General features: G+C 52.9%; 10 protein-coding genes. 2 read left to right on the top strand and 8 right to left on the bottom strand.

Going from position 1 to position 19,596, the window contains the following annotated elements; translation table 11 throughout:
* From NI000_RS28540 to NI000_RS28530, 3 genes are all read right to left on the bottom strand, one after another.
* Positions 1-6,597 (bottom strand): non-ribosomal peptide synthetase (locus NI000_RS28540; RefSeq protein WP_253414748.1); only part of this gene is annotated, 6,597 nt, incomplete at its 3' end.
* A 48-nt stretch (positions 6,598-6,645) separates the two neighbouring features.
* Complete coding sequence (locus NI000_RS28535) at positions 6,646-8,430, bottom strand: ABC transporter ATP-binding protein (protein ID WP_253414747.1); 1,785 nt, start codon at positions 8,428-8,430, stop codon at positions 6,646-6,648.
* Positions 8,405-10,201 (bottom strand): ABC transporter ATP-binding protein, encoded by a 1,797-nt coding sequence (locus NI000_RS28530; RefSeq protein WP_253414746.1) that lies wholly within the window; start codon positions 10,199-10,201, stop codon positions 8,405-8,407. Before NI000_RS28530 ends, NI000_RS28535 begins: the two co-directional genes overlap by 26 nt.
* Before the next feature lie 1,493 nt (positions 10,202-11,694).
* Between NI000_RS28530 and NI000_RS28525 the strand changes: the two genes are divergently transcribed.
* On the top strand, positions 11,695-12,933 hold the full coding sequence (locus NI000_RS28525) for a cytochrome P450 (protein ID WP_253414745.1): 1,239 nt from the start codon (positions 11,695-11,697) through the stop codon (positions 12,931-12,933).
* A gap of 292 nt (positions 12,934-13,225) precedes the next feature.
* Positions 13,226-13,972: an EamA family transporter gene (locus NI000_RS28520; RefSeq protein ID WP_253414744.1), complete on the top strand. Its 747-nt coding sequence runs from the start codon at positions 13,226-13,228 to the stop codon at positions 13,970-13,972.
* Positions 13,973-14,016: 44 nt separating this feature from the next.
* Here the strand turns inward: NI000_RS28520 and NI000_RS28515 are convergent, their stop codons facing one another.
* The 5 genes from NI000_RS28515 to NI000_RS28495 form a co-directional block, all read right to left on the bottom strand.
* Positions 14,017-14,997, bottom strand: a complete 981-nt coding sequence (locus NI000_RS28515; protein ID WP_253414743.1) for an AraC family transcriptional regulator — start codon at positions 14,995-14,997, stop codon at positions 14,017-14,019.
* On the bottom strand, positions 14,994-16,013 hold the full coding sequence (locus tag NI000_RS28510) for a Gfo/Idh/MocA family protein (RefSeq protein WP_253414742.1): 1,020 nt from the start codon (positions 16,011-16,013) through the stop codon (positions 14,994-14,996). The genes NI000_RS28515 and NI000_RS28510 overlap by 4 nt, the downstream gene beginning before the upstream one ends.
* A gap of 24 nt (positions 16,014-16,037) precedes the next feature.
* Positions 16,038-17,120 (bottom strand): Gfo/Idh/MocA family protein, encoded by a 1,083-nt coding sequence (locus NI000_RS28505; RefSeq protein ID WP_253414741.1) that lies wholly within the window; start codon positions 17,118-17,120, stop codon positions 16,038-16,040.
* A gap of 141 nt (positions 17,121-17,261) precedes the next feature.
* Complete coding sequence (locus NI000_RS28500; protein ID WP_253414740.1) at positions 17,262-18,443, bottom strand: aminotransferase class I/II-fold pyridoxal phosphate-dependent enzyme; 1,182 nt, start codon at positions 18,441-18,443, stop codon at positions 17,262-17,264.
* A 47-nt stretch (positions 18,444-18,490) separates the two neighbouring features.
* Positions 18,491-19,576, bottom strand: a complete 1,086-nt coding sequence (locus tag NI000_RS28495; protein ID WP_253414755.1) for a site-2 protease family protein — start codon at positions 19,574-19,576, stop codon at positions 18,491-18,493.
* Positions 19,577-19,596 lie beyond the last annotated feature (20 nt).

Genomic DNA, 19,596 nt, shown 5'->3' with positions numbered 1-19,596 from the left:
GGCCCACCAGAACAACTCCCACACCGACACGTCGAACGTAAAGGTCGTTTTTTGCAGAATCACGTCCGCCTCGCCAATCGGGTAGCGTCCATGCATCCACAGGATACGGTTGACTACGGAATGATGCTCGATCGCCGCGCCTTTCGGTTTGCCGGTCGAGCCCGACGTATAGATAACGTAAGCCATGTCGCGCGAACCGGAACCAAGGGGCAGATTCGTCGCATCTTCGGCGTAAACAGCCGCCTCGTTCAAATCGAGAACCCGGCCTTCCAGCTCCGCCGGCGCGCGGTCCAGGAAGCGGCTCTGTGTCAGCAGCAACCGTGCCCCCGAATCTTCGGCGATGTAGCGGATGCGCTCCGCCGGATACTCCGGGTCGATCGGCACGTAAGCGCCGCCCGCCTTCAGAATCGCGTAGATGCCGACGATCATCTCCAGCGAGCGCTCGACCATGATCGCTACAGGCACATCCGCGCTAACGCCTTCAGCGCGCAGCGTCCGCGCCAGACGGTTCGCCCGCTCATTCAGCTCGCGGTACGTCAGCCGCTCGTCCTCGAACAGCACCGCTGTCCGCTCCGGCGTGCGGGCCGCTTGCTGCTCGAACAGCTCATGAATCGTCCGCTCCTGGGGATACTCCGCGGCCGTGTCGTTGAAGCCGTGCAGCAGCAGCTCCTTCTCCTGCCCAGTTACCAGCTCCAGCTTGTCCACCGGAATAGCAGGGTTCGCTGCGATCTGCTCCAGCGCATGCACGAAATGGTGCTGCATTTGCTCAATTTCAGCCAAATCAAAGGCGTTCGCGTTATATTCAAACTGGAAGCGAAGCTCGTCGCCCGGCATGACAATCATGTTGAAATCATAGGTCGTTTGCTCGGACATCACGACGTTCGAAATCGCAAATCCGCTTTCGCCGCCGCCCTTCATCAGCAGTTGCTCGGCTTGCTCTTCCATCGGATAGTTTTCAAACACAATAATATGGTTAATTAAATCCTGCTTCGGTTCCGTCAGCTTCTGGATCTCAAAGAGCGGATACGTATCATAGCTTTGCGTTTTCAAGGTCTGCTCCTGGCTGCGGATCATCGCCTGGGCGAAGCTTTCGCCAGGCACCGCTTGAAGACGGACCGGTATCGTATTGATGAACAGACCGACGATGCTCTCCACGCCTGGAATTTCCGCCGGACGGCCCGACACGACGCTGCCGAACACGACATCGGGACTGTTGTTGTAATTTTGCAGGATGACGCCCCATGCCGTTTGTACCAACGTGTATAGAGTGACCTGGTGCTGCTTGGCTACACGGTTCAACTTCTCAGTCAGTTCTCGGTTCAGCAAGAAGATATGCTTAACGGGTGTAAATCCGCTTGCGGCATCACTAGAGTCCAATCGAGGGAGTAATGTCATCTGCTCATAACCGGACAAATACTGGGACCAGAACTGCTCCGCTTCCTGGTAGTCCTGCTTGTCCAGCCAATCAAAATACCGGCTGTAAGGCGTAACAGGGGCAAGCATCGGCTGCTTCGAGCTAAGATAAGCGCGGTAGCTCTCGAACACCTCGCCTAACATGAGCGATAAGCACCAGCCGTCCATCAAAATATGATGGAAGCTCCATACAATGCGGTATGTCTGATCGCCGGTTTGCAGCACGGAAACGCGCATTAACGCGCCCTGTTCAAGATCGAAGCCCCGTTTTTTATCCTGGCGGAGAAAGCTTTCGGCGTATGCCAACCGCTCATCCGCTTCAAGCGGGCGCAGATCCTCGTAGCTAAAGTCGACCGGTTTATGGCGGATGACTACCTGAATCGGCTCGTCAGTCAGCGTAGTCAAATAATTGGCACGCAGAACCTGGTGTCTTTGCACAAGCAGCTCAAAGCCGCGGCGGAATGCTTCCACCTGGAAGCTTCCTTCCAGATCCAGTGTCAATTGCTCAAAGTACGAGCCGGCTTGCCGGTCCATTAAGCTGTGGAACAGCATGCCCTTCTGCAGCGGCGTCAGGGCAAACACATCCTCCAGCTCGCCGACGTGGCGCATCGACTCCGTAATTTGCTCAAGCTGCGCCAGGGAAAAGCCTTTCATTTGCAGGTCACTTGGCGTCAGTTCCGGCTGTTCCTTGGACGTGCAGTGGTCCAGCACTTCACGCAAGCTCGTTTGCAGATGCCCTGCCAACCGTTCGATGGTATCTGCCCGGAACGCTTCCGTATCATAGCGGATCGTCATCTCCAGTTCCCCGCCAACGATCATGCCGTTCACGTCAACCGGGTACCTCATGACCGTCTGCGCACTAACAAATTCGCCGGTTGGGTGCGGGGATAAGCTCAAGCCGCTTTGCTCCAAGTCCTGATCGAATTGGCCCAAATAGTTAAAGCTAAGCTCCGGCTCTTGAACGAATACTCGTTCCCCATTGTTCATGGACGACAAGTATTTCAGTATGCCAAACCCGATGCCCCGGTGAGGAATCCGGCGCAGTCCTTCCTTCACCGTACGAATACGGTACGAAATGTTCTTTTTCGTTTCACCGCTTCCCATTTCAAGCACGACCGGGAACTGGCTTGTAAACCAGCCTACGGTACGGGTCACATCCACATCGGAAAGGATTGGCTCACGTCCGTGCCCTTCCAGATTGACTGCAATCCGGTCATGCCCGGTCCAATCGTGGACGGCTATGCCAAGCGCAGTAAGCAGCAGATCGTTGACTTCTGTATTGTAAGCGCGGTTCGCTTGCTTCAGCAGCCGTTCGGTTTCCTCTTTGGTCCAGCGGACCGATACAACCTTGCTCCTGCCAACCGTCGGCGTGCCGGCGTCGGCAAAGTCCTTGGGCAGCGGGAGGAATCCGGCAGCGCCCGACTCCAGCCAATACTGGCATTCGCGCTCCATAGCAGGGCTGTCGGCATGGGCGAGCAGTTTGTCGGCCCACATTTGGAACGAGTCGGTTTTTTGCGGAAGCTTGATCGTCACAGCACCGCCGAGTGCCTGCTCGTAGCCCGCTGTCAAATCCTCAAGCAATATGCGCCACGATATGCCGTCCACAACCCAGTGGTGAATGGCAATCAGCAAGTGGTCCCCATCTGTGCAGCGGAATAGGCCCAGCTTGACCAGTGGCCCGTCATGAAGCTGGATACTGCTTTGGATCGCGTTTGCTTGCGTTTCAATCGCTTCAGCTACGTGCTCCACTTGCTTAAAGTCGAAGATCTCCAGCTCGTACAGTCCGCTGCCTTCCCCGTCTATGCTGCGATTCCAGGTTTCATAAACGCCGTTCTCCGTCTTGCGGAGCACGATGCGAAGGGCATCGTGATGCTTGACGATGGCCTTTACCGCCGAGCGGAGCGCAGCTTCCTCGAAGCCCGCTTCCCGGTAAAGCAGAAACGCCTGGTTAAAGTGATGAGGTTCAGCCGGGTTCTGCTCCAAGTACCAGAGCTGGATCGGGGTATGCGTAACGGGTCCGCGAACCTCGCCTTGATCAGCAATCCGGCTGATTTCTTGCACATATCTGCTCAGCTCCGCCACGGTCGGATATTGGAACATCTCTCTCATTTCCAGCTTATATCCGGCTTGAAGCAATCGTGAAGAAACCTGGATAGCTTTGATCGAATCGCCGCCCAGCTCAAAGAAATTATCAAGCACACCGACATTCTTCACGCCAAGAACAGACTGCCAGACCGAGACGAGCGCCTGCTCGACAGCGGTGCGTGGCGCCACATAATCCGCACCTGTTTGCAGGCTGCCCTCCGGAGCGGGAAGTGCCCGGCGGTCAACTTTGCCATTTGACGTAAGCGGCATCTGCTCAACTTGTACAAAGTACGATGGCACCATGTAACCCGGCAGCTCTTGGGACAGTGCGCTTCTGACCTCATTGGCACCAAGCTCGCGTTCTGCCACATAATAAGCGCACAGCTGCTTTTGTCCGTGTTCATCCTCGCGCGCGATGACCACCGCTTCCTGTACCGCCTCCACTTGCAGAAGATGCTCCTCAATCTCGCCAAGCTCAATGCGGTATCCACGGATTTTCACCTGCTGGTCAATCCGTCCCTTATACTCCAGCGTACCGTTCGCCCGCCAGCGTACCAGGTCACCGGTCCGGTAGCAGCGCTCGCCTTTACGGAACGGGCTGTCGATAAACTTCTCCGCCGTTTGCTCCGGTTGATTCAAGTAGCCACGGGCCACCCCATCGCCGCCGACCAACAGCTCGCCCCAAGCCCCGATAGGCTGAAGCCTCATCGCGCTGTCGACAACATAGGCCGTTGAGTTGCGGATCGGACCGCCAATCGGCACCGTATTGGACCGCTCCGCAGGAATCACGTACGCCGTTGAGAAGGTCGTGTTTTCCGTCGGACCATAAATGTTTACGAGCCGGAAGCCGGGGTTATCCTGAAGCACGCGGTTAATGTGCGGCACTGACTGCACCTCACCCCCGACAAGCAGTGTGTCCAAGCTTGCAAACAGGCGGCTGTCCTGCTGCGTGAGCTGATTAAATAGCGCAGTGGTCAAGAACATCGTTGTAATGCCATTTTCCTGAATCGTCTGCTTCAAGCTGGCCGCATTCAAGATCATGTCCTTATTCACCAAATGAAGCTGTCCGCCATTCAGCAGCGCGCCCCAGATTTCAAACGTGGACGCGTCAAAGACGACCGATCCGGTTTGCAGGATGCGCGTTGTTTCGTCCAGCGCAGCAAAATCGGTATTTTTAACCAATCGGACTACATTTCGCTGTTCAACCATAACTCCCTTTGGCTTACCGGTTGTTCCGGACGTATAAATCACATAAGCCAAATGGTTAGGTCCGCTTACCGATTCCAGGTTTGAGCCATTCTCGTCATAAACCTCCTCTCTGCTTATATCCAGGATCGTTCCTTTAAAGTGTTCGGTAACTGACTCCTTCCGCTCGGTTAGCAGCACTTTGACCCCGGAATCTTCCAGCAGATAACGCACGCGTTCCTCAGGATAATCCGGATCAATCGGCACATAGGCGCCTCCGGCTTTTAATATCGCCAAGATACCGACGACCATTCGCGTGGACCGTTCCGCTATAATGCCAACCGTATCATCCGCCGTAACGCCAAGGGCGCGAATCGTGCGGGCCAGCCGGTTTGCTTGCTCGTTCAGGTCACCGTAGGTCAAGGCCTTTCCTTCGCAGACTACAGCCGTCTGCTCCGGCGTTCGTTCCGCCTGTTCTTCAAAAAGCGCAGCAATGCTTTGTCCGCTTGGATAATCGGCTGCTGTATCGTTAAATACGTTAAGAATCGTTTCCTTTTCCGTTTCGCTTAGGAGAGACAGCTGTTGGATCGTCTGCGTCGGACTTTTAATCATGCCCTCCGCAACGGCTAGAAATTGACGAATGATTTGCGCCACTTCCTGCTCATCAAACAGCTCTGTCCGGTGATCGAAATAGAGTACCATTTTTCCCCGGTCGAGCTCATCCACCATATGAATGTCAAAGTCGTTCACGATATCGCCGCAAAAATTATTGTCCGGCTGCATGGTGAATTCGCCAAATTTGGCAAAGCTGTACGTCCGGTATTGAATGGACCCGCCAAACAAACGCTGTATATCCTGACTGCGACGGGTTTCGCGCAAATCTTGAATGACTTTATTATACGGATACCGCTGATGGCGCAAAATCGAGGATTGCTCTTTCGCGACGCTTTGCAAAAAGGCCAGCAGCCCGGTCTCCGGCTCCACGCGAACCCGGGTCGCTACCGTACTGACGATCATGCCGATCATGTCCTTTTCTTTCTTGCTTGTCCGGTTTGCATAAAGCGTGCCAATCGGAATATCCTGCTCTTGCGTAACCTTGTGCACGTATATATATAAGGTTGATAAAAAGAAAGTAAAGAGACTGATTTGGTGCTCCTCGCAAAATGCCTTTATCCCCTTGTGGAGCTCCTCGCTGAGTTCGGCTCCCTCCCTTCTGCCTGCTGTGCTAAGCGTTAAGGGATTGTAAGTTTTGAGCCCAATCGTCTCCGGAAACTCGCTAAACTTATCTAACCAATAAGCTTTGTCCTTCTGATACCGGTCTGACTGCTCATATTCCCGCTCCGCTTGAATAAAATCAAGGTAGGAATTAGCTTTCAAGCTGCTGGCGGCATCGAAGGTCCCATTCGCAAGCTCTTGATAAAAGCCCGTCACTTGATCGACCGCCTTGTGCATCGACACACCGTCGGTGGCGATATGATGCATCCTAAAGCTAAGCCAAATTTCCTCTTCATGGATACGGATAATCGTAAACTGATACAGCGGTGCGTGCAGCAGCTTGAACGGCACAACGTTATTCTTCTTTAGCCACTCGGCCGCCTGCTCTTGGGGCATCTCCAAGTGTCCAATCACGAGATCCTCTTCGGCATAAGGCACGATGTACTGCCAAGGGACGCCGTTATCACTGGCAATGCGAATACGGAATGAGTCGTTGCGCTGCACGACGACACCGATCGCTTGTTTCAAGATATCTGTATTCACAGCCCCATTAATTTTGGCGTTAAGGATGATCGTTGACGCATTGCGATTTGGATACATTAGTTCCGTAGACCAAATACGCTGCTGCGGTTGCGTCAACGGATACCGCTTCACATGCTCGCGATCAAAGATCTGATTGTTTGCCGGCTCTTGTTTCATGACAAATTCACACACTCCCGTTCGCATAGTAAAGTGATACTGTAGATGTTATACAGACACCAAGACCTGCTCTGCGTGGTATTGTAAATCGTGAAGCTTGTCGTACACGCCATCTTTGGCCAGCAGTTCTTCGTGTGTTCCTTGCTCGACCAAGCTGCCGTCGGCAACCACGCAAATGCAATCGGCTTGCTCTATGGTAGATAGCCTATGGGCGATGATCAGCGTTGTTCTGCCTCTCATCAGCTCTTGAAGCGCTAGCTGGACTTCATGCTCCGACTCCGCATCCAAAGCGGATGTAGCCTCGTCCAGCAACAGAATGGGCGCATTTTTGAGCAAGGCCCTGGCAATCGCAATCCGTTGACGCTGCCCTCCGGATAAGGTTGAACCGCGTTCCCCGACAATTGTCGCATAACCGTCCGGCAGCTCTGTAATGAATGTATGGGCTTGCGCCATCCGGGCCGCATTCTCCACTTCTTCATCGCTAGCATCCGGGCGTCCGAGACGGATGTTCCCGGCAATCGAATCGTGGAAAAGAAACGCTTCCTGAGGGACATACGCAATGAGCTCGCGTAGTTCTTTAATCCTATAATGCTCTAAAGCTTTGCCCTGAATGTGTATCTGACCAGACTCCCGCTCATAAAAGCCGAGCAGCAGCTTCATGATCGTGCTTTTACCGCCCCCGCTTGGGCCGACTACTGCAGTCACTTTCCCCTCCGTTGCAGACATGGACAGGCATCGAAGCACCGGGCGGCCCGGCTCGTAACCGAAGGTAACGTTACAAAGCTCCAGCGCCGGCACATTACCGGATGCCTCTTGATAGGCCAGCTCAGACAGAGCAGCGGCAGCCCTGTCACCTTCCGGCTCCGCAGGCTCATCCAGCAGTTGATGGATCCGGGCAGCACCGGCGAGCGAGTTTTGCATCAGCGTAATCGCAGCCCCAACCTGGAGAAAGGTGCTTGAAATACCTATTTGCAGGTAAAGAATTAAACCAAGCGTCCCCAGTTCAAGCTGCTGTCTGGACACGAGATATAAGCCGATGGCGAGAATCCCCCCCATGCTGAAAAACTGAACGGCGAAGTTGCAGGCTTCCAGCACACCGGATTGATGGCCCTGCTTGAGGCCGGACTCGCTTACTTCCTCGCTGGCGTCCTCGCAAAGCTTGCCGATTTGGTCCCTCAAACCGAACAGCTTCGTGATCTGGAGACCGCCGATTAAATCCCCTACGCGCTCTGTCAATATGCCCATTTGCGCTTGCAGCTTGTCGCTGATCGCGCGCATCCGGGGAGCAAACCGCGCGTTAATGCCTATGGTCAACAGTGCCAGGACGACGAGGACAAGGGCGAAACGCCAATCGACCACGCATAGGACAAGAATCGATCCGGTTACCATGGCGATTTGTGAAACAATCGATCTTAAATGCTCATGGTACGTTTTTTCGACCACTTGCACATCACTGGTCATCCGCGAAAGCAGGTCGCCGGAGTGGTGTTCTTCCGCGGCGCGAAACGTGATTTTACCAATATGCTTGTATAACTGCATCCGCATATCCGCTAAGGTCAGCCTGATGCTTCGCAAGTACAAATAGCTTAATATAGGCGATAAGATACATAATCCGACAACGGAGCTGACCACAATCGTAATAGCCGCATACAGATCTTCCAGCTGCCCGCTGACTGCAAAATTTAAAAGGTCTTTGATCACAAAAGCAATAAGTATCGAAAGTCCGGAGTTGACCAAGCTATCGCCGATCAGTCCGGTATAATAAAGACGGCGTCGGGGGCGCATAAACTTCATAAGCTGCTTGTAATCAAGGAGCGCTTGTTTGAAGGACACAGTCCGCTCCCCCCTTCCTGCTTGCCGTGCCCTGCGCTGTCTCATCTTCCTTCGTTAATTGATGGAGATACAGCTTTTTATAAACACCGTTTTGCGCCAAAAGCTCATCATGCGTACCGCTTTCCGCAATACGTCCCTGATCAAGGACAAGTATACGGTCAGCCTGCAAAATCGTTGACAGCCGATGGGCGATCACCATAACGCTGCGGCCGTCGGCTAAACGTTTCAAGGCACTATGCACAAAGGATTCGGACACCGTATCAAGCGCCGAAGTAGGCTCGTCCAGCAGGATGAGCGGGGACTGCCTGAGCATCGCTCTGGCAATGGCAATCCGCTGCCGTTGCCCCCCGGATAATCCGCCGCCCCGCTCGCCCAGCATCGTATCATAGCCTTGCGGAAGCTGCTCGATAAAGTCGTGGGCATTCGCTGCCTGGGCTGCAGCCATAATCTCCTCACGGGTAGCTCCCAACCGCCCAAATCCGATATTGTCAGCGACCGTAGCGGGAAATAGATAAGAATCCTGGGAGACAACGGAAATATTTGACCGCAGCGCAGATAAATCCCACTCGGACAAAGGCCTGCCAAACATACGAATCGTACCTTCGCCCGGTTCAAGCTCGTAAAAGCCGCACAGCAGCTTAAAGATTGTCGTCTTCCCGCCGCCGCTTGCGCCGACGATAGCCAGTGTTTCTTCCCGGTTTAGCTGAAAGCTGATGTCGTCCAATACGTTCGTTTTACTGTCGTAGGAAAAGGATACAAGATCGACGCTGACCGGAACATCCCACGAGCCAGCTTGCTCCTTGGAACCGGTTTGCCTTTCGACAGGCCAGTCAAGCGCATGGAAAAGCCGCCGGGAGGCGCCCGAAGCCTCCTGCAATTGGGCAATCAGTGTAGGAGCCAGGCTGATCGGCTGCAAGGCAAGTGGCAACAAGTAAAGAAACAAGATGAGACTACCTGCATTCAATTCACCGATTCGGATTAAATGCCCGCCATATACAACGACGAAAATAACAGGTACCGCAAGGAAGAGAATAGCAATGGGCCCGAGTGCCGCATACCGCTTTTCAAGCCGCAAGCCCAGCTTTACGGCATGCTGCGTCAGTTCGCTATACTTTTGATAAAATATCGTCTGCGCATTAAATGCTTTCATCACCGCCAAGCCTCCGATGGAGTCCTGCGCCAGTGCATTCAATTGACCCATGGTGTCCTGGATCTGCTCGGAAGTCGAACGCAGCGTATGGGTCAGTAGTCCGGCAACCAGCATACCTAAAGGAAACAGCACGAGACTGAACAGCACCAGCTTCCAGTGTGTAAGCAAAAGCAGGGTCAGCGCGCCGATAAAAACGATAGGCAAATAAAACAAATTGGCGAAGTGCTGAATGAAAAAATTTTGCAGCAGCGCCGTATCGCCCGTTAACCGGGAAATCAAATCGCCCGTTAATTTGCGTTCCGCTTGGGAAAGCGGCATATCGCCAAATCTGCGCACGAGCTCGTTGCGCAAATCACGAAGCACCTTGACACTAAAGCGGGCTGATGCATATTTGATCAGGTACCGGCACGGCATGCCAATCAAGATCATCCCCGCCAGCAGGAATAAAATCATAGAGGCAGAGACTGCCCCCCCATTCACCATCCGTTCGAAAAACTTGCCCAGTATGATCTCGATGGCAGCGAGCGCCAGCGAAGCAACGACTGTTACCGCCACCCAGAACGAGTATGGCTTCACATAACGCACGAGTCTGCGAAAAACCGGCGAGCTTTCAGTCAACATATCTTCCTCCGTTTATGAAGTATCAACTGACCACCAATTCGCCAGCGCCTATTACTTGCGCCATAAATCCAGCCTTAGTTTCATCGGCAAAACCGGAGACATCGATTCCCCAAATTAACCCGAGTCCCTTAATAGCGCTGGAGGGATGAAGCAGTTTGATTTCCTGCTTGGTTGTGCCCGTAATTAATTCAATGCGCCGGCCACAGCGAAAAAATCGATATAGGCCCTTCCGTTGTCCTAACAGATCCCCCTTTGCATGATCAAACGAATTGGAAAGCTCCGGCAATATGACTTCACATTAAATTCGTGCTCTTCAAAAATATTCATTGCATCTCTTCCTCCATGTTCTATTAATTTGGTAATAGTCATCCATTTCGGCTCATGATGCCAATTTACTATTTTCATATATGTATAATCGGAAATACTACCTCATGTATCTCTATGGATATTTTCCAAATTGGGGGAGTTTATCTTTTCTTCCTATGTTCAAGTGCCTTTCTGATACTTTCCACTTGGGGAGTAATTTGCCTGATGGTCTGGCCTCAACTTTTGCTAGGCGATGTTGTGGGAGGAGGTGACTGGCGAGAAAATGTTGAGCCCACTATAGGTGAACAAGTCTGTGGCCCGTTTCATGATGAATGAAGTCATAACCTTTGAAGCCCGAATTATTTTTGTCGACACTTGCTTTACCTCTCACCCTCTCTTTCTCTGTCATTAGCTCTTGCTAACATGAACATTATAATTTCATTTTGTAATCGTTGTGTTATTTCCATATAAAGTATATATTAACATTATAACGGAGGATAAAATAATTACAAGTAATATTACAAAGTTATGGTTTCGATTAATTGAAAAATTTGATGCACTTTTTATATAGAACATAATGAGTTTCATGATGTATTCGAGTGAAAAACTATCTTCGAAAAATTGTTTACCCCGAAGGGAACCAAGCGGTTTTAAAAAACGCCTTATTTGGCAAGGGATTGTAAATTTAGTGGTGAACTATATGGAAATAACACAAACAAAATAAACATTGATCATATGAATTAAAAACCTTATAATACAAATATTGACATTATTATTATTTTAATCACTCTATGTGAAATAAATGAGATTACTAGGATTATTAATAAAATTCATCGAAAAATGTAGTCGCCTGACTCTTGGATATACATTGTTCTTTTCATGCAGAAGGTTATTCTTGAAGGGGGAAAAGAAAGGATAAGGCATAGATGAGCTGTACACCAGGATCTGCTTGTACGCCAAAAGGGGTTAGTATGCCTTGTCATGCGGTTTGTGCGTCTAGTGGATAAGCATAAGGACAGGAAGGGATACGGCCAGATTTGTTGATTGCTGGCGAAGACTTTAAATAAGGAAGGAGGACTGCTTCCAGCACGTTTTCTCTATGTAAAGCCGACTGATTGCAGAACTCGCTCTTTGGAGGTAAGAAGGCTAACGTTCCAAGAATTTAACAGTTGGAGGAGATAACGAAAATGACAGCAACGACTTCCATTGATTTTTCTCAAGTCAACATCAAAGAGGTCAATTTGCTCGATCCCTATTTATACAGCCATGGAGAGCCTCATGCGGTATGGGCCGCACTGCGCCATCAGGCGCCTGTTCATTGGCAGCAGGTCGATGACAAGTTGGGCTTCTGGTCGATTACGAAATATAGGGACGTAGTGCAGGTATTGAAGGATTATAGGACATTCACCTCCGAACGGGGAAATTTGCTCAGTTTGCTTGGAAAGGATGATCCCTCCGGCGGCAAGCAAATGGCCGTGACAGATCCGCCCCGCCATACCCAAATGAGACGTGCCATGCACCAATTCTTTACTCCTGACTCCATCCTCAAGCATGAAGATCAAATTCGCCAGGAAATCCGCCAGCTGGTTCTGCCTAGTTTAGAAGATGAGGGGATTGATTTTGCTCGTGCCGCGTTTGCTTTATCGATTTCTGTAGGCGGATGCATCCTGGAGCGCCCTCCGGAGGATTGGCCAACACTGACTCGGCTAACCATCATGTCCGTTGCTCCTGAGGATGAGGAATATAAATTGGCAGATGGCGATATCACAGCGACTTTGCAATTGGCACACAGGGAGTTGTTTGGTTACTTTCAAGATATGGTCAAGCAGCGCCGCCGTTCTCCGGGAGATGACCTGATTAGCGCATTGTTACAGCTGGAGATCGATGGCGAGAAGATGGACATACCAACGGTCATTTCCAACTGCTACAGCATTTTGCTAGGAGCCACAGCTACGACTCCACATGTCGCTAGCTCAACGTTACTGGAGCAGACGAAAATAAATGGGCTTGAGGAGCTTGCCGCACATCCTGAATCTATGGACAGCTTTGTCGAAGAGGCTTTTCGTTGGTCTTCTCCGGGCAGCCACTTTTTGAGATATGCCACGATTGATACGGAAATTCGGGGAGTGCCGATTAAAGAGGGAGATGCTGTTGCCGTCTGGGTAGGTTCGGCCAATCGCGACGAGGAGATTTTTACAGATCCTTATACCTTTAATATGCAGCGGCATCCCAATCCTCATATTTCCTTTGGCACAGGTGTCCATCATTGCATCGGAAGCAAAATAGCCAAGCATACGATGACCTTTTTATTTGATGAGCTTACAACAAATTTTACTCATTTTGATGTGATTGGCCCTGTCGAATACCTGGGCTCTAATTTTATTTCAGGAATTAAGCATATGCCTGTACGCGGGTATCAACGCTAAAAACATACGTTGAACTCTTGGAATGAACAAAAAGAAAAGGCAAAAGCGGTTGCAGAAGGGAATTATCCTCCTCAACCGTTTTTTTATTGCTTTATTAAAACATTCTTGTCACACGTCTCCAAGTCGAACACCGTTAGACGATCCACGCTCATGTACTTTCTACCGATGAATGACGAAGCCAACAGTAGCAAAATTCCATATACAAGCGAATACGATTGAGCAATATCATCCAATTCTTCTTTGAGGGCATTCTGATATAGTTACAAGGAGGAACTGTTAAGGAGGAGAAGACATGCCCAATGAGATTAGAACCGTGTGCTATGACACGGATTTGCAGATAGAAGCCTATCGTTTTAAAGGGATTATGCAGAAATTCCCCAATCATTTTCATGACTATTACGTGATTGGATTTATCGAAGAAGGTCAGCGGTATTTACAGTGTAACCATCAGGACTATACCATTCATCCCGGCGATATTCTGCTGAAAGAGGAGCCGCTGCATCTGCAGTTTTTCATCGGGTTCATCGTCGCGATTCTCGGTATTGTCTTAATCACCTTGAATGGCAGCTATATTTTAAAACTGAATCCGCTAGGCGATGTTCTGGCTATTCTCGCCTGCTTGTTTTGGGGGGCCTATTCCATTTTGATGCGTCATATCAGCAAGCTTGGCTATCCTGCCGTGGGCAGCACCCGCCGTGTCTTTTTTTACGGACTGATCTTCATGCTGCCAGCGCTGCCCGTGTTCGACTTCCGTTTAGATCTGGACCGATTTGCCGAAGGAAGCCATCTTCTCAATCTATTATTTCTTGGCGTCGGTGCCTCCGCGCTTTGCTTTGTAACATGGAACTGGAGCGTCGGCGTTCTCGGCGCGGTCAAAACAAGCGTCTACATTTACCTGGTCCCGGTCATCACCGTGGCGGCCTCTTACCTGATTCTGCATGAGAACATCACCGGAACCGCTTTATTAGGCACGTTTCTTACGCTCGCGGGATTATTTCTTTCCGAAAAAAAAGCGAAGAAGGCGAAAAAAAACACCTGACAGGTGTTTTCCCGCATTCGATACGCAAACGAAGGAGAACAGCGTCAGGTGTCCGGAAACGGCCGATTCTGTTTAACATCATGCTGCAAGCGGTACTGCATCGGCGTGGTGCCGAGCTTTTTCTTGAATACGTAATGCAAATAATTGGCGCTGGAGAAGCCGTTCTGAAACGCAATCTGATCGATGGTGAGCTCGCTCTCGGCCAATTCCTTGCAGATTTGCGCGAGCCGCACATGCTCGATGTACTCGCTGAACGTGCCTCCCGTCTGCTCGCGAAAAATACGCTGCAGCTGTCTCGGACTTACCTGCACCCGCTCCGCCACCACCTCCAGCGTTAACGGCGCCATGTAGTTGTCCTTGATGAACTGGGCGGCAAGCTGGTAGCGGTAGTTTTTCATATCGCGGGACGGCAGGTCCCGCTGCGGCGTATCGTCGTAGGCGCGCGTCATCCGCAGCAGCACCTGAATGATCGATTGCTTGATCACCGTCAGCACGCCCGGCTGATTCTCGTACCAGGCCCGGTATGCGGTCATGAAGCATTCCATCGCCTTGTATTTGTCGGCCATCGGCCGCGGAGGCAGCTGCTCTAAGCGGCGGATGCACGCTTCCGCCTCCGCCTGCTCCCAGCGGGCTCCCCACGCCTCCGAGTCTGCCGTCTCTTCCGCTTCCAGCTTCTGAATATCGATATGCAGACACAGCTCATCCATCGCCTCGAAGGCGTCCGCCTCCTGATAGTGCAGAAGACCGGGACCGGTCAAATACATCTGGCCTTCCTGCAGCGAGTACGGCTCGCTGCCGAGAATAACCTTCCCTTTGCCGCGCGGGATAAAATGAAACTCAAAGTCCGAATGTTTATGAAAATGAACGATCCGGCCCGGAGCAAAGCTGGTATGGTGAAAGTTCAGCATGCGAATGCCGTAACGGCCCCATTTGAACTCCACCTCCAGCCTGTCAAGCGCCGTCGGGTTTTCCAGCATCAGCTCGAACGGATACGGCCTCGCGCCGATTCGGGACTGACCGTTCATGGCTGCAAATCGTTAAGCCGGCAGGCCGCCCCGGAACGTGCGGACAAGTTCGAAGCTTCCATTAACCTTGTCAGGTCCAGCGCAAGCCCGATATTTTCGTCCGCCGTCGTTCCCTGCTGAATGTGGGTTACCCACTGATGAAAAGCCGACAGGCGACCGGCAGGAAGCTCCTGCACGCGCCATTCCTCGTCCGACGCCGCTTCGCCCTTCGCTGTGCGCACGAGCAAACGGTTGTCGTGCGTCGAATAGAGCAAGCTGCCTTCCGTGCCGTGCACTTCAATAACGAACGGCGAGTGCCGGTTGACGAAGCCTGCCTCCACAACGGCAAGCGCCCCGCTGGAATAACGCAGCACGGACACCGCATTGTCCTCGACTTCTCTGCCGGTGACGAAGCCGTAGTTTGCCGTTACGCTCTCCGGCATGCCGAGGAACAAGCGGGCCAAATACATCGGATGGCAGCCGAGGTCGATCATCGCGCCGCCGCCGCATTGCTCGGCATTGTAGAAATGTGCGGGAAGCCAGCCGTTCGCCGATTGATCGTTCGGAATCGCGCCGTTATGAGACAGCCGTGTGCGGACTAGCGTCACCTCGCCGAGCAGCCCCCGGCTCAGCACGTCCTGTACGGCCAGCGTATAGCCTTCGTTCAATCGCGGAAGCGACACCGTTAATTTGACGCCGGCCTTGCGGACCGCCTCCATAATTTCGTTGCTTTCCTTCAGCGTCGGCGCCACGACTTTTTCCGTAAAAATATGTTTGCCCGCCTGCGCCGCTGCCACCATCACATCCCGGTGCAGGTTGGTCGGCGTATCGACAATGACCGCATCGATATCGGGCTGGGCGAGGAGTTCATCCAGCTTGTCATAAAACCGGACACCCCGCGCTTCCGCTTCCCGGCGTCCGCGCTCCGGCAGCTCATCCCATACGGCCACAATTTCCGTGTCCGGATGCTCCGCCGCCTGCTTCGCGTAATCGGCGGCATGCACATGCCAAAAGCTAAGCATCGCTACTCTGATCATCGTTCCCATCCTTCCTTCCGGCGCTTAGTCGAAGTATACGGCTTTGCCCGTTTTCGCCGATTCGTAGATCGCTTCGAGAATTTCGGAGACGACGCAAGCCTGCTCCGGCGTGACGACCGGCTGCTTGTCATGCAGGATGGCATCGATCCACAGACGCATTTCCGTATCCGGCGCGCTCTCGCTTTGCCCGTCGTAGAAATCGACCCCGCCGCTGCCAAGCTGGATCTTGTTCATGTACAAGCGGCTCAGCTTCTCGCCGTTCAACCGGAGGCCGTCCTCCATATCCGCGCCGCCTTCCGTTCCGCATAAGGTGCTCTTCGCTTCCTTCGCATCGAGCGTGTTCAGCGCCCAGCTCGATTCCAGCATGATGGTCGCGCCGTTCTTCATCACAATCATGCCGAAGGCCGAATCCTCCACCGTAAACTTCTTCGGGTCCCAAGGTCCCCAAGCATTGGCAGCGTTTTCTTTCCCCGATAATTTATGGAATGCCGTTCCAAGTACGACCTTCGGTTCGTAGTTGTCCATCAACCAGAGGGTCAGGTCGAGGGCATGCGTGCCGATATCGATCAGCGGTCCTCCGCCCTGCTTCTCCTCGTCCAGGAAGACGCCCCAAGTCGGCACCGCGCGGCGACGAACGGCATGCGCTTTCGCATAGTAGATGTCGCCAAGCTCGCCTTCCTCGCAAATGCGTTTCAAATAAAGGCTGTCCGCCCGGAACCGGTTGTTGTAGCCGATCGTCAGCTTCTTGCCCGTCCGCTTGGCCGCCTCGACCATCCGGCGCGCATCGGCCGCCGTCTTGGCCATCGGCTTCTCGCACATCACATGCTTGCCCGCTTCCAGTGCCGCAACCGTGATCTCCGCATGGGAATCGTTCGGCGTACACACGTGAACGACATCGATCGACACATCCTGCAGCAGCGTTTTATAATCTTCATAGACCTTCGCTTCCGCACTGCCGTACTTCGCTTTCGCTTCCTCGGCCCGATCGGAAATAATATCACAAAATGCGACAAGTTCAACTTGCTCTAAACGGGACAGACTCGGCAAATGCTTTCCGTTTGCAATGCCGCCGCATCCGATAATGGCAATTTTAAGCTTCTGGGACACTTGATACGCCTCCTATTGTTGTACGACATGCCTTCATAGTAGCATGATTGAGGCGGCGATGAAATTGCAATTTGGCGACAGGAAAAAGTAAGATATTGCGACATCATTAAAAATACACAGCAATTAGAGCACAAGCGTTTGTTAATGGGAAGCCTCCCGCAAAAACTGTCCGATCCGGCGGACCGCTTCCTGCAGCCGGTCCTCTTCCTGAACGAGAGCGATACGGACGTAGCCTTCGCCTTCTTTGCCGAACGCGTCGCCCGGAATAACGACGACTCCCGCAGAATACAGCATTTCCCGGGAAATCTGTCGAGACGTCCAGCCTTCCGGGATCGGCGCCCAGATGAACATCGTTGCCTTCGGCTTCGGAATGCTCCAGCCTGCTTCGTTCAACCCTTCGATCACAATATCCCGCCGCCGTTCGTACAGCGCCGCGACCGACCGGCTTCCCGGCGTCATATCCTCCTCCAGGGCCGCGATGCCGGCCTGCTGCACCGCCAAAAATACGCCGTAGTCAATATTGGACTTCAGCACGCGGAGAGCGCGGACCGCGTCACGCTGCCCGACCATGAAGGCGATGCGGCAGCCGGCCATATTGAAGCTTTTCGATAAGGAATGGAACTCGACGGCGATGTCCTTCGCTCCCTTGACTTCCAAGATGCTGGGCGGCTTGAAGCCGTCAAACGACATCTCGGAATAAGCGAGATCGTGCACCAGCAGCAGCTCGTGCTCGCGGGCATACTCGACCAACCGTTCGAAGAACGCCAAGTCGGCCACCGCCGACAGCGGGTTGCTCGGATAGTTCAAGAGCATGAATTTGGCTTGCCGCGCCACGTCCGCCGGGATCTCCTCCAGCTTTGGCAAAAAGCCGTTATCGGCGCGCAGCGGCATATGGTAAGGCTGCACTCCGGCCAACACCAGACTCGCGGAATAAATCGGATAGCCCGGATCGGGAACCATCACGATATCGCCGGGGTCCGTCACCGCCATTGCCAAGTGCGCGAGGCCGTCCTGCGAGCCCATCAGCGTGACGATCTCGTCCTCTGGATCGAGCGTGACCCCAAACCGGTGGGCGTACCAGCGGGCGACCGTTTGCCGGAATTGCGCGCTCCCTTCCGATGTCGGATAGCCGTACAGGCCCGGATCGTTCACCGCGCGCGTCAATGCTTCCATGACACGGGCGGACGGCGCCCGGTCCGGGCTTCCGATGCCGAGGTCGATCACATCGACGCCGCGCGCGGTCACTTCCCGCTTCCACGCCGCCATCTCAGAAAAAATAGCCGAACCCAGTTCGGCCAATCGTTTCGATTCCCATCGTTTCATCTATGCGTTACCTCGTTTTCCTTCCGAACGCCGATTCGGAATGTTGATTATACCTTCAGTCCCGTTACCTCGTGAACGTACCACATCATGCCGATGAGAAACGCCGCAAGAAGCGCGTACGCCATCCCGAACTTCCACCGCGCCGCCGTAGGAACGTCGTAATATTTGTCATTTTCGTATAGACGGTAATCGATCTGGCAGTGGATCATCAGATGCAGACCGTCTTCTTTCCGCAGATGCTCTACCCGGGTCACGTGTGTGCGCTTGATGATTCCTTGATGCATGAGCGGCACCGTTCCTTGAAAATGAAGGCCTTCCCAGAGGACGTTGACATACTGCTGCCCGTCCAAATCCGAGAACGTGACAAAAGGCAGCTCCCGCTTATGCTCCGGGCCAGGAATCATATAGCCGTGTGCCAGCAGCGGCTCGGCCGCCACCAGAAAGCTCGCGTTGACGAACCGCTCCTCGCCCTGCTTGCGGTCCTTGATGAATTTTTTGTACAGGTCGTAGGCAAACATTGCCCAAATGATGAAGAACAAATACGAGCGCAGGTATATAATAACAACCAAACCTCCGACCAAGCCGACCAGCCAAAGCCAGCGCGTCACCGCCGTCGCGATCCGTCCTCCGTCAAGCGGGTGAATCGGCATCAGGTTGATCAGATTGAGAAAAAAGCCGACATAAGCGATCGAATAAAGCAGTTTACTATGCTCCGGGTTGTCCATCACATACGCTGCGCCGAATACGGCTAAGGCGCCGACCGTTCCGAGAACCGGTCCGCCTATAGCGACATATGCTTCCGTCACCGCATCCCGGGGATTCCGCTTCATCGTGATCAGCGCGCCAAGGAACGGGATAAACACCGGAGCCGTTACCGGCAGCCCTTTTTGCTTGGCGGCAATGACGTGACCCAGCTCGTGGATGAGCAGCAGCAGTACCAAGCCGATAGCGAACTGCCACGGAAACACGATCGCATACGCGCCGACGGTCACCGCCATCGAGATGATCGCTCCCCCGAATTTGCCGAGCTTCAGCAGCGGCAGCAGCGTTTTCAGCTGCGTCAGAATGAAGGTCGCGGCTGCGCCGATATACCAAAGCGGATTTTGTTTTTTCGGTTTAGGTCTTTGCTGCAACAAGACTCACGCTCCTTAGA

This window comes from Paenibacillus tyrphae (assembly GCF_024158745.1).
Classification (GTDB): domain Bacteria; phylum Bacillota; class Bacilli; order Paenibacillales; family NBRC-103111; genus Paenibacillus_G; species Paenibacillus_G tyrfis_A.
This window is presented reverse-complemented; position numbering and strand designations above follow the sequence as displayed.

Coding starts and splice junctions, on each gene's coding strand:
- NI000_RS28530 (WP_253414746.1), bottom strand. CDS start 10,201: ATGTTGACTGAAAGCTCGCCGGTTTTTCGCAGACTCGTGCGTTATGTG.
- NI000_RS28525 (WP_253414745.1), top strand. CDS start 11,695: ATGACAGCAACGACTTCCATTGATTTTTCTCAAGTCAACATCAAAGAG.
- NI000_RS28520 (WP_253414744.1), top strand. CDS start 13,226: ATGCCCAATGAGATTAGAACCGTGTGCTATGACACGGATTTGCAGATA.
- NI000_RS28515 (WP_253414743.1), bottom strand. CDS start 14,997: ATGAACGGTCAGTCCCGAATCGGCGCGAGGCCGTATCCGTTCGAGCTG.
- NI000_RS28510 (WP_253414742.1), bottom strand. CDS start 16,013: ATGATCAGAGTAGCGATGCTTAGCTTTTGGCATGTGCATGCCGCCGAT.
- NI000_RS28500 (WP_253414740.1), bottom strand. CDS start 18,443: ATGAAACGATGGGAATCGAAACGATTGGCCGAACTGGGTTCGGCTATT.